General features: G+C 69.2%; 11 protein-coding genes. 8 read left to right on the top strand and 3 right to left on the bottom strand.

Features of this window, described 5'->3' with window-relative positions; translation table 11 throughout:
• Window positions 1–66: 66 nt before the first annotated feature.
• From gcvT to K0M70_RS15225, 3 genes are all read right to left on the bottom strand, one after another.
• Complete coding sequence (gene gcvT, locus K0M70_RS15235) at window positions 67–1,161, bottom strand: glycine cleavage system aminomethyltransferase GcvT (RefSeq protein WP_290783389.1); 1,095 nt, start codon at window positions 1,159–1,161, stop codon at window positions 67–69.
• 97 nt (window positions 1,162–1,258) lie between these two features.
• Window positions 1,259–1,693 carry an NfeD family protein gene (locus K0M70_RS15230; protein ID WP_290783387.1) on the bottom strand — a complete coding sequence of 145 codons (435 nt, stop codon included), beginning with the start codon at window positions 1,691–1,693 and terminating at the stop codon, window positions 1,259–1,261.
• 1 nt (window position 1,694) lies between these two features.
• Window positions 1,695–2,654 carry an SPFH domain-containing protein gene (locus K0M70_RS15225; protein ID WP_290783385.1) on the bottom strand — a complete coding sequence of 320 codons (960 nt, stop codon included), beginning with the start codon at window positions 2,652–2,654 and terminating at the stop codon, window positions 1,695–1,697.
• A 143-nt stretch (window positions 2,655–2,797) separates the two neighbouring features.
• On the opposite strand from K0M70_RS15225, the gene K0M70_RS15220 reads away from it, so the two are divergent.
• The 8 genes from K0M70_RS15220 to K0M70_RS15185 all read left to right on the top strand — a co-directional run.
• On the top strand, window positions 2,798–5,014 hold the full coding sequence (locus K0M70_RS15220) for a TonB-dependent receptor (RefSeq protein WP_290783383.1): 2,217 nt from the start codon (window positions 2,798–2,800) through the stop codon (window positions 5,012–5,014).
• 54 nt (window positions 5,015–5,068) lie between these two features.
• Window positions 5,069–5,629 (top strand): hypothetical protein, encoded by a 561-nt coding sequence (locus K0M70_RS15215; RefSeq protein ID WP_290783381.1) that lies wholly within the window; start codon window positions 5,069–5,071, stop codon window positions 5,627–5,629.
• 22 nt (window positions 5,630–5,651) lie between these two features.
• Window positions 5,652–6,632 (top strand): hypothetical protein, encoded by a 981-nt coding sequence (locus tag K0M70_RS15210; protein ID WP_290783379.1) that lies wholly within the window; start codon window positions 5,652–5,654, stop codon window positions 6,630–6,632.
• Window positions 6,625–7,623, top strand: coding sequence for a hypothetical protein (locus K0M70_RS15205; protein WP_290783377.1), 999 nt, complete (start codon window positions 6,625–6,627; stop codon window positions 7,621–7,623). The genes K0M70_RS15210 and K0M70_RS15205 overlap by 8 nt, the downstream gene beginning before the upstream one ends.
• A 202-nt stretch (window positions 7,624–7,825) precedes the next feature.
• Window positions 7,826–8,392, top strand: a complete 567-nt coding sequence (locus K0M70_RS15200) for a TMEM165/GDT1 family protein (RefSeq protein ID WP_290783375.1) — start codon at window positions 7,826–7,828, stop codon at window positions 8,390–8,392.
• A 72-nt stretch (window positions 8,393–8,464) separates the two neighbouring features.
• Window positions 8,465–9,598 carry a GGDEF domain-containing protein gene (locus K0M70_RS15195; RefSeq protein ID WP_290783373.1) on the top strand — a complete coding sequence of 378 codons (1,134 nt, stop codon included), beginning with the start codon at window positions 8,465–8,467 and terminating at the stop codon, window positions 9,596–9,598.
• A 65-nt stretch (window positions 9,599–9,663) separates the two neighbouring features.
• Complete coding sequence (locus tag K0M70_RS15190; RefSeq protein ID WP_290783371.1) at window positions 9,664–10,956, top strand: nucleoside transporter C-terminal domain-containing protein; 1,293 nt, start codon at window positions 9,664–9,666, stop codon at window positions 10,954–10,956.
• Between the two features lie 4 nt (window positions 10,957–10,960).
• A partial coding sequence (locus tag K0M70_RS15185) for a PfkB family carbohydrate kinase (protein ID WP_290783369.1) occupies window positions 10,961–11,558 on the top strand: 598 nt, incomplete at its 3' end.

The following is an 11,558-nucleotide window of genomic DNA, read 5'->3' as shown; positions in this document are numbered from 1 at the left end:
GGGGGGGGGCGGGTCTCTGCCCGGGGGGGGGGCCCCCGCGCGCGATGCCGCGCGGGGGCGTCCGGGTCAGCCGAGCACGCCGGGCTGGGCGGCGCCGTCGCGGACGAACGGGTACTTCACCACGCGCACCGGCAGGCGCTTGCCGCGGATGTCCACCTCCGCCGTCGCGCCGGCGTCGCCGGCCGGCACGCGGGCCAGGGCGATGGCCTTGCCCAGCGTCGGCGAAAAGGTGCCCGACAGGATCTCGCCCTCGCCCGCCGCGGTGAACACCGCCTGGCCGTGGCGCAGCACGCCCTTCTCGTCCAGCACCAGGCCGATCATCTGGCGCGCGGCGCCAGCGGCCTTCTGTGATTCCAGCACCGCGCGTCCCGAGAAGTCGCGGCCTTCGTCCAGCGAAACGGTCCAGGCAAGCCCGGCTTCGTAGGGCGTGGCCGACTCGTCCATGTCCTGGCCGTACAGGGCCATGCCGGCTTCCAGGCGCAGCGTGTCGCGCGCGCCCAGGCCGGCGGGCTTCACGCCCACGGCCAGCAGGCGGGTCCAGAACTGTACGGCCTGGCTTTCCGGCACCAGGATCTCGAAGCCGTCCTCACCGGTGTAGCCGGTGCGGGCAATGAACAGGCCGTCGGCCTCGCAGGCGACGAACTTGCCCAGCTTGCCGGCCGCCTGCGCTGCTGCCGGCGACAGCAGCTCGAGCACCTTGGCGCGGGCGTTGGGTCCCTGCACGGCAACGATGGCCAGGTCGCGGCGCTCGCGGATGTCGATGCCGAACGGGGCCGCCTGCGCGGTGATCCAGGCCAGGTCCTTGTCGCGGGTGGCCGCGTTCACCACCAGGCGGAAGAAGTCGTCGGTCAGGTAATAGATGATCAGGTCGTCGATAACCCCGCCGTTGGCGTCGAGCATGCAGGCGTACAGCGCCTTGCCCGGCACCTTGAGCTTGTCCACCGAATTGGCCACCAGCTGGCGGAGGAAGGCCCGCACCTGGCCGCCGTGGAGGTCCAGGATGGTCATGTGCGAGACGTCGAACATGCCGGCGTCGCGCCGCACCTGGTGGTGCTCCTCGATCTGCGAGCCGTAGTTGATCGGCATGTCCCAGCCGCCGAAGTCCACCATCTTGGCGCCGAGCGCGCGGTGGGTTTCGTTGAAGACGGTCTTCTTGCTCATGGCCTGCCCTGGTGACGGATGCGAGGCGGCCATTATCGCAGAGCCGCCCCACTCCGGTGCGGGGCGCCGGCCAGGCCGTGACGCCCCCGCCCTGGCTTCAGCCGACGCCGCGCACCTGCAGCGACATGTTGTGGGCGCTGACCACGCGCACGCGGGCGCCCTGCGGCAGGTCCTCGCCTTCGACGGTCCAGAAAGCGTCGCCGATCTTCACGCGGCCACGGCCGTCCACGATGGCCTGGTCGAGCACGTACACCTGGCCCACCAGCTGTTCGCCACGGCGATTGAGCAGGGGCTGGTCGCTGGGCCGCTCCTTGTTGCGGAAGAAGCGCATGTAGATCGCAATGGCCGCGAAGCCCAGCGACACGAAAGCAATGGCCTGCCCGATCGGCGGCAGGTCCGGGAACACCAGCAGCAGCACGAACACCACCGCCGCGGCCAGCCCCAGCCAAAGCATGAACACGCCCGGCGCCAGCGTTTCAGCGGCGATCAGAAGCAGCGCAAGGCCGCCCCAGACCATCAGTTCAACGCGCATGTCAGCCTCCGATCCGCGGCGGCTGCACCTTCGTGGCCGCGGCGGCCGGGCCGCCCTGCTGGGACAGGCTTTCACGGGCCAGCTCGGCAATGCCGCCCAGCGAGCCCAGGATGCCGGTGGACTCCATCGGCATCAGCACGAACTTCTGGTTCGGCGCTTCGGCCAGGGCCTTGAACGCCTCGATGTACTTCTGCGCCACGAAGTAGTTGATGGCCTGCACGTTGCCCTTGGAGATGGCCTCGGAAACCATGCGCGTGGCGTTGGCCTCGGCCTCGGCCAGGCGCTCGCGCGCCTCGGCGTCGCGGAAGGCGGCTTCGCGCTTGCCCTCGGCCTCCAGGATGGCGCCCTGCTTCTCGCCTTCGGCGCGCAGGATCTCGGAGGCCCGGTGGCCTTCGGCTTCCAGGATGTTGGCGCGCTTCTCGCGCTCGGCCTTCATCTGGCGGGCCATCGAATCGATCAGGTCACGCGGCGGCTGGATGTCCTTGAGCTCGATGCGGTTGACCTTGATGCCCCAGGGATGCGTGGCCACGTCCACCACGCTGAGCAGCTTGGCGTTGATCTCGTCGCGCTTGCTCAGCGACTCGTCCAGGTCCATCGAGCCGATGGACGTGCGGATGTTGGTCATCACCAGGGCGATGGTGGCCTGCTCGAGGTTGCTGACTTCATACGCGGCCTTGGCGGCGTCCAGCACCTGGAAGAAGATCACGCCGTCCACCTTCACCACGGCGTTGTCGCGGGTGATGACGTCCTGCGAGGGCACGTCCAGCACCTGCTCCATCATGTTGACCTTGCGGCCCACGCCCTGGATCACCGGGAACAGGAAGTGCAGGCCGGGGCTCATGGTGTGGGTGTACTTGCCGAACCGCTCGACGGTCCATTCGTAGCCCTGCGGGACCATGCGCACCGTCTTGGCCAGCACGACGATGCCCGCGAGCAGGATGATGATGGTCAGGATTTCCACGGTGACGCTCTCCCCGGTTGGTATGGCCTGAGTCTATAGCGGAGGCGGGGCCCGGTTGTCTATGATATTGCGAATCATTCTCATCCGTAATACGATTACTCCCGCCGGGCACCCGCCCACCTCGTCTATCCAGGTATCCCTCCGTGTCCAACAAGCTGCGCATCGCCATCTCCCTCGCCCTGCTTTCCTCCTCAGGCCTGGGGTGGGCACAGGCCACCACGTCGCCCGAACTGGCCCTGGTCCGCCTGGACAGCGTGAATGTCTTCGGCAAGGCCGAAGATGTGGACAAGGCTTCCGGCTCGGCCCACTACCTCGACCAGGAGACCCTGGCCAAGTTCAACTACCGGGACATCCACCGCGTGCTGCGCCAGGTCCCCGGCGTCTACCTGGTGGAAGAGGACGGCTACGGCCTGCGCCCGAACATCGGCATCCGCGGCTCCGGCACCGACCGCAACAGCCGCATCACGGTGATGGAAGACGGCGTGCTGATCTCGCCGGCGCCCTACGCCGCCCCCGCCGCCTACTACTTCCCGACCATGAGCCGCATCCACGCCGTGGAAATCCGCAAGGGCTCGGCCTCGGTGCAGGCCGGCCCGCGCACCACCGGCGGCGCACTGAACCTGATCTCCACGCCCATCCCGGCCAGCGCTTCGGCGCAGGTGGATCTGTCGGCCGGCACGGACGGCACGCTGCTGACCCACGCCTGGGCCGGCGCGACCGGCGAGCGCTTCGGCGGCATGGTGGAAGGCGTGCGCCAGCAGTCGGACGGCTTCAAGCGCATTGACGGCGGCGGCGACGCCGGCTTCTCATTGAACGACTTCGTGGGCAAGTTGCGCTGGGTCAGCGCGCCCGACGCCACCCGCTACCAGCAGCTGGACTTCAAGATCGGCCGCAACACCCAGGACAGCAATGAAACCTACCTCGGCCTGACCGACGCCGACTTCGCTCTGGATCCGAACCGCCGCTATGCCGCTTCGCGCCTGGACAACATCCAGACCGAGCACAACCTGTATGAGCTGCGCCACCTGATCGAGCTCAGCGACAACGCCGAACTCACCACGGTGGCCTACCGCACCGAGTTCTCGCGCAACTGGTACAAGCTCAACGACGTGCTGAACCCGGTCAGCGGCTCGTTCGTCGGCATCAGCACCATCCTGGACGACCCGGCGACGTATGCCACGCAGTACGGATGGCTAACCGGCGGCAACAGCCCGGACAACGCGCTGCGCCTGCGCAACAACAACCGCCGCTACTACACCCAGGGCGTGCAGAGCGTGCTGGGCCTGTCGCTGGCCAGCGGCGCCACCACGCACGAGGTCGAAGTGGGCCTGCGCCTGCACCGCGACCAGGAAGACCGCTACCAGGACGACGACCGCTACCGCATGCAGGACGGCCTGCTGGTGCTGACCCGGGACGGCGCGCCGGGCACCCAGGACAACCGCGTGGGCGATGCCGACGCCCTGTCGCTGTACGTGCAGGACACCATCAGTTTCGGCCAGTGGATCCTGACGCCGGGCGTGCGCTACGAGCGCATCGACCTCACCAGCACCCGCTACTCCACCGCCACCGGCCGACGCGACGTGGTGCAGTCGGTGGTGGACAGCGAAGTCAGCGAAGTGATCCCCGGCTTCGGCGCCACCTATCTGTTGAACGACGACGTGACGCTGTTCGCCAGCGTGCACCGCGGCTTCAACCCGCCGGGCCCGGCGTCGGGTTCGGAGTCCGAGAAAAGCGTCAACGGCGAATTCGGCCTGCGCTACGGCCGCGAGGCGCTGGGCGCCGAGCTGGTGGGCTTCGTCAACGACTATTCCAACCTGGTGGGCACCTGCACCGGCTCCACCGGCGGTAACTGCAACATCGGCGACCAGTTCGACGCGGGCGAGGCGCGCGTGAGCGGGCTGGAAGCCAGCGCGTCGTACGACTTCGGCAACGGCGGCGCCATCGCCATCCCGGCGTCGCTGTCCTACACCTATACCCGGGCCGAGTTCCGCGAAAACTTCAGCTCCAGCTTCGAGGAATGGGGCAACGTCACCGCCGGCGACCGCCTGCCCTACCTGCCCGAGCACCTGCTGCACGCCGAGATCGGCGTGGTGGGCGAGCGCTGGCGCCTGGGCCTGGCCGCCAACTACCTGGACGAAATGCGCAGCGAAGCCGGCTCGGGCGCGATCCCCACCGGCCAGGGCACCGACTCCGCGGTGGTCTGGGACCTGACCGCCGCCCTGCGCGTGCACGACCAGGTGGAGTTCTACGCCCGCCTCGAAAACCTGACCGACGAAACCTACATCGTGGCCCGCCGCCCGGCCGGCGCCCGCCCCGGCCAGCCCCGCAGCGCCTTCGCCGGCGTCCGCCTCTCCTTCTAACTCCATCAGGAACGGGGTCAGGTTCACTTAATAGCCGCGGCCGATGCGGCGGCCTTGAGCAAACTGCAGCAGCTCGAACGCCTGATCGATTGCCGTGCCGTGCCCGAAGCGCTGAAGGCGCGCGGCGCCCACTATCTGGTCCAGGCCGCGCGCGCGGGCGAACCCGAAGCCAAGCTTCGCTACGCGGATGGGCATCACTTTCGACCCGACGGCCGCGGCGTTCTTTCCGACCCCGGCTTCGACACCTGGCGCCGCGAAGCTCCCGTCATGCTGCAGCGAGCCTTTGAGGCGGGCTATCCGGACACGGCGATTTACCTGCATATCGCCCATGCGTCGGACGTGGGATTCATGGCGTCGCTGATCGAAGACGACCGCGAGCAGGGGCTTGCCGCCCAGCACCTTCATGCCCGGCTTTTGGCGCGCCGTGGGCCGGTTCAATCCTGGGGACTGGATGCCGCCGCCCAGCAAAGAGCGCGAGAACTCGCGGCGCAGTGGCATCGAAACTATTTCAAAAACCGGACTTATCCTGCGATGCTCATGGGCTCCTTGCACTCCGCGCAACCGTCCTCATCGCGACCCCGGCCGTTCTGCGCCGACGCGGCCGCTCAACCCTGACGCCCGAGGGCGCTGAAACCCCATGACCCGTCGCCAACAAACCCTTCGCCTGGCCCTGCTTTGCTTGCTCGCTCTCCTGGCTGCGGGATGGCTTTTCTTCGAGCCCGCCGAGCGCGCCGGGTCGGCACCCTCGCCTTTGCCCGATGCCGCCCCCGACACCGAAACCGCAGGCGTGCCCCGCCCCGCGACTGCGCGCCCGTCCCTGCCCCCGCCACGCGGCGCGCCCACCGCCGACATCGCTTCAAGCCTGGCCGCGCTGGCCGACGCCGGTGACGGCCAGGCCGCGTGCCGCCTCAGCGCCGAACTCATGCGCTGTCGTTTCCTGACCCAGGCGCAAGCCGACGCCAACCCGGGCATGACCAGGAACATCGCCCGGCTGCAGGCGGCCGGCAAACACGACCAAGCCCGGATGCTCGAGGCCAGGCTGTCGAAGATGACTTCTCAGCTGGCGTCCTGCGCCAGCCTTCCTGCGGGCCTGGACAAGCGTGCGCTGCACTACTTCCGTGTTGCCGCACTGGCCGGCAATCCCGGCCTGCTGTTTCGCTATGCCTCAGGGTCGGGCTTCGAAAGCGAGCGCGGCTATGGCTACCTGGCCAAGCCGGAGTTCGACCAGTGGCGGGGCGAGGCGGAAGCGGCGATGCAGCGTGCGCTGTCGCAGGGCCGACCGGAAGCCGCCCTGGCGCTGCGCATGGCTTATGCCAGCGACGACGGGCTGTTCCCGGGGCTGGTGGCCAACGATGATCGCCAGGCCTACGCCTACGCACGCCTGATCGAGCGACTGTTCGGCGACACGCTGGCAGCGGCCGCCTTCCTGCCGCCGCGCCCTTCGATACCGCCGGCGGAGGCGCAGCTGGCCGACACGCTGGCCGCCGATTGGCACCAGCGTTATTTTGACCAACAACAGTTCGACGTGATGTCCGTGATGGCGCGGATTGTCTCGCAGCCCTGGCAGGACGACGCGCCGGACGATGCCTGCCGGGCGGGGAGCGTTGCCCATGACTGACCGTCGCGTTCGTGCCGCGCTGGTGACGGTTGCGCTGGGCGTGGTCGTCCTGGGTGTGTGGATGTTGTGGCCGGCGCCGCCATCCGGCGAAGCGGCGCGCACGACCGCACCCGCGCCACCGGAGGGCGCCGACCGCGGCACGGGTTCGCCGAAGGACACGCCATCGCGCCCCGGCGCGGCCACCTCCGCGCCCCTGCCGCTCCCGGGCACACCGATCGCGCAGGTCATCACCGCACTCAAGCCGCGCGCCGACGCCGGCGACAGCCGCGCCGCCTGCCGCCTCGCCGTTGAACTGCTGCGCTGCCGGCATCTGCAGGAGTACAGCCAGTTCGCCTCGCTCGACGGGGTGTCGGCAGACGTGGCGCTGGCAGACAAGGGCCATTCGGACATCGCCGACCAGTTCGCCGAGATGCAGATCCGTCAGATCCGGATGGGCGAACAGTGCGCAGCCATCGAGCCGGCGCTGCTGGAGATGGCGGATGGCTACCTGGCCAACGCCGCGTTCGCGGGAGAACCCGAAGCCATGGTGCGCTACGCCACGGGCGCGCACCACGGCATAGCGGGCAGCAGCGCGTTCATACGCGACCCGGATTTCGAACGCTGGCGCCGCGAGTCGCCAGGCATGTTGCTGCGTGGCGTCCAGGCCGGCCGACTGGATGCCGTGGCCCTGCTCGGCGCTGCCTACCGGTCAGACTTCACGCCCTACGCCGGGCTGGTCGCCGATGACCCGGTGCAGGCGCTGGCCTGGGGCATCGTCTATTCCCGCTTGTCGGGCGCAACACAGCCCGCCTTTGAATCCAGCGACCCGGACATACAGGCCCGCGCCAGCGCCCTGGCCAGTCAGTGGCACGCCAGCTATTTCAACAATGCCGTCCTCAAGCAGGGCGAGGTCCCGGTGCAGCTGCAGCCCCTGCACCTGCCGATGCGGCCGCTGGAGGAAGACCGGTTCTGTGAGCCGCCGCGCGCGCCCTCGCCCGCCGCCGGGCTATAATCACCTCGCTTTCCCTGGCTTCGGGGAGTAGCCCAGGCCCCCACGGGGCCGCCGCGCATCAACATACTTGGCGACCATCGCCATGGTGCCCGGGCAAGGCAGCACGCTTGCGGGCAAGACCGAAGGCCGGCATGTCGCGCACCCGGGCCGGGCCGCGTCTGTTGGCCTTCGTCCGCCCTGCGTCCCGGCCCCGGAGTTTTATTTGGACGCTTTGCTCGTTTCCACCTTCGCCGTGGCGGTTGCCGAAATCGGCGACAAGACCCAGCTGCTCGCCCTCGTGCTGGCCGCGCGCTACCGCAAACCCTGGCCGATCATCGCCGGCATCCTGGTGGCCACCGTGCTCAACCATGCGCTGGCCGCGTGGTTTGGCAGCCTGGTCACCGGCTGGGTCAGCCCCGAAGTGCTGCGCTGGGGCGTGGTGCTTTCCTTCGCGGCCGTGGCCGCCTGGGCCCTGGTGCCCGACAAACTGGACGAAGACGAAGTGAAGCCGCCGCGCTTCGGCGCCTTCGTGGCCACGCTGATCGCCTTCTTCATCGTCGAGATCGGCGACAAGACCCAGGTCGCCACCGTGGTGCTGGCCGCGCAGTATTCACCGCTGTGGCAGGTGATCGCCGGCACCAGCCTGGGCATGGCCATCGCCAACGTGCCGGTGGTGCTGCTGGGTGCGCGCTTCGCCGCAAAACTGCCCCTGAAGGCGGCGCGCTATGCCGCGGCGGCCATTTTCGCCGCCCTGGCGGTCTGGGTGGCGGTGGGCGGCCTGCCCGGCTGACGCAGGCGGGCCTGACAGGCAGGGGTCGGCCGGCTATCCTCGGCCATCCCTCCCCAGGCCACGACCCCCGGCGTGAGTACCCTGAGAGAAACGCTGGAAGACCTGGCCAACTCGCTGCGCGAGCGCCCGGACGAGATCCTGCTGGAAGTCGGCGCCGGCGGCGAACTGCTGGTGGCCCGGCTGCGCGTGGCCGTGGCGTTCCTGCTGATCCTGCTGCCCCTGCTGAACCATGTCGCGGGCGGCACGGCGATGGAGTCCGCGGCGGGCCTGGTGGGAGCGGGCCTGATCATGCTGTTCAGCCAGCTCTGGCTCAGCCTGGCCCTGCGCAAGCGCCGCTTCCGATGGCTGCCCGCGGTGTCGGCGGCCTTCGACGTCAGCATGGTCAGCCTGGTGCTGGGCCTGCTGGTCCTGGAGTCTCCGGCGGCCGCGCTCAACAGTGCCGTGGTCTGGGCCTGCTATCCGCTGGCGGTGTTCGCCACCGCCCTGCGCCATGACGTGCGCGTCACCGTGCTGGCCGGCGGCCTGGCCGTGCTGCAGTCGGCGTTGCTGTGGCTGGCCATCAGCCAGCTCAACGATGGGCCGCTGGTGTCGTCGGTGTACGGCACGGTCACCACGTCCACCCAGCTGCAGCGACTGGTGCTGCTGCTGGCGGCCACGCTGGTGACGGCCATGGTGGTGTTCCGTGCCCAGCGCCTGACCCAGCTGTCGGGCACCGACGGCCTGACCGGCCTGCCCAACCGCAGCTACCTCAACACCCGGGTGCCGCAGCAGGTGCTGGAAGCCCGCAGCGCCGGCCAGACCCTGTGCCTTGCCCTGATCGACCTGGACCACTTTCGCCACATCAACGCCGAGCTGGGCCACCTGGCCGGTGACCGTGCGCTGCGCCATGCGGTGAAGGTGCTGCGCATGGAGCTGGGGCGCGAGGAGCCGATGATCCGGGTCGGCGGCGAGGAGTTCGTGCTCATCCTGCGGCTGCCGATCGGGGCGGCCTGGGAGCGCATGGAGGTGCTCCGGCGCAAGCTCGAAAGCCACCCCTTCGTGCCCGAGCCGGATGTGGAGCCGCGTAAACTCACGCTCAGCGCCGGCATGGCCAGCTGCCCGCAGGACGCCAACGACCTGTCGGGGCTTATGCGGCGGGCCGACCTGCGCCTGCGCCACGCCAAGGCCAACGGCCGCAACCGCGTGGTGGCGCGCGACGAACGCTGAGGCCGCCTTGCCGGGAAAGGGGGCGTGAACTACCCTGCCGCATCGTCCCGGGGGTTCCCAGCTCAATGATCGCCAGCATTCTTTTCGGCCTGTTCGGCCTGTCCGTCCTGCTCTTCATCGCCTGGCTGTTCTCCAACAACCGGGGCGCGGTGGACTGGCGGCTGGTGGCCACGGGCATCACCCTGCAGATCGGTTTCGCGGCGCTGGTGCTGCTGGTGCCGGGCGGCAAGGACGTGTTCGACGCGCTGGGCCAGGGCTTCGTCAAGATCCTGAGCTTCGTGGGCGAGGGTTCGCGCTTCATCTTCGGCGACCTGATGGACACCTCGAAGTTCGGCTTCATCTTCGCCTTCCAGGTGCTGCCCACCATCATCTTCTTCGCCGCGCTGATGAGCGTGCTTTACCACCTGGGCGTGATGCAGTTCATCGTGCGCATCATGGCCCTGGCCATCACCAAGGTGATGAAGGTGTCGGGCGCCGAAACCACCAGCGTGTGCGCCAGCGTGTTCATCGGCCAGACCGAGGCGCCGCTTACCGTGCGCCCCTACATCAGCCGCATGACCGAATCCGAACTCATCACCATGATGATCGGCGGCATGGCCCACATCGCCGGCGGCGTGCTGGCGGCCTACGTGGGCATGCTGGGCGGCGAAGACCCGGTGCAGCAGCTGTACTACGCCAAGCACCTGCTGGCCGCTTCCATCATGGCCGCGCCGGCCACCCTGGTGATCGCCAAGCTGCTGATCCCGGAAACCGGCAGCCCGCTCACCCGCGGCACGGTGAAGATGGAAATCGAAAAGACCACCAGCAACGTCATTGACGCCGCCGCCGCCGGCGCCGCCGACGGCCTGCGCCTGGCGCTGAACATCGGCGCGATGCTGCTGGCCTTCATCGCGCTGATCGCGCTGCTGAACTGGCCGCTGACCTGGATGGGCGAAGTGACCGGCCTGGCGCAGTGGCTGGGCCGCCCGACCGACATGGCCACCCTGCTGGGCTACCTGCTGGCCCCGATTGCCTGGGTGATCGGCGTGCCGTGGCAGGACGCCACCACGGTGGGCGGGCTGATCGGCCAGAAAATCGTGCTCAATGAATTCGTGGCCTACCTGCAGCTGGCCGACATCGTCAACGGCAACGTCGAGGGCGTGGTGCTGACCGAGAAGGGCAAGCTGATCGCGACCTACGCGCTGTGCGGCTTCGCCAACTTCAGCTCCATCGCCATCCAGATCGGCGGCATCGGTGGCCTGGCCCCCGAGCGCCGCCAGGACCTGGCCCGCTTCGGCCTGCGCGCCGTTCTGGGCGGCACGTTGGCCACGCTGATGACGGCCACCATTGCCGGCGTGCTGACCAGCATCGGTGCCTGATCGCATGGCCGGCTGCGTCATCGTCGTCGGCTCGTACAACCAGGACCACGCCTGGAACTGCGACGTGCTGCCGGCACCCGGCGCCACGCGCCTGGGCAGCTATGCCAGCGGCCCCGGCGGCAAAGGCTTCAACCAGGCCGTTGCGGCCGCGCGCGTGGGCGCCGCCACCACCTTCATCACCGCCCTGGGTGAAGACGCCGCAGCCGACCAGGCCCGCGCGCTCGCGGCGGACGACGGCATCGAACTGCGCGCCGAAATCCACCCGGCCCTGCCCTCGGGCACGGCCGGCATCTTCGTGGACGGCAACGGCCGCAATGTGATCGTGGTGGCGCCGGGCGCGAACGAAGCGCTGTCGGTGGACTTCATCGCCGGGCAAGCCGATGCGTTCGCCCGGGCCGCCGTGGTGCTGGCGCAGCTGGAAGTAGACGCGGGTGCCGTGCTGGCCGCGCTGCAGGCCGGCCGGAGCGCCGGCGCGCTGACCGTGCTCAACCCCGCGCCCGCCAACGCGCCCACCAGCCACGCGCTGCTGGCGGCCGCCGACCTGCTGACGCCCAACGAAACCGAATTCGTGGCGATGCTCGCGCGCCCCCCCCCCCGGGCCC

Origin of the sequence: Arenimonas sp. (assembly GCF_019459675.1) — a bacterium.
Lineage (GTDB): Bacteria > Pseudomonadota > Gammaproteobacteria > Xanthomonadales > Xanthomonadaceae > Arenimonas.
This window is presented reverse-complemented; position numbering and strand designations above follow the sequence as displayed.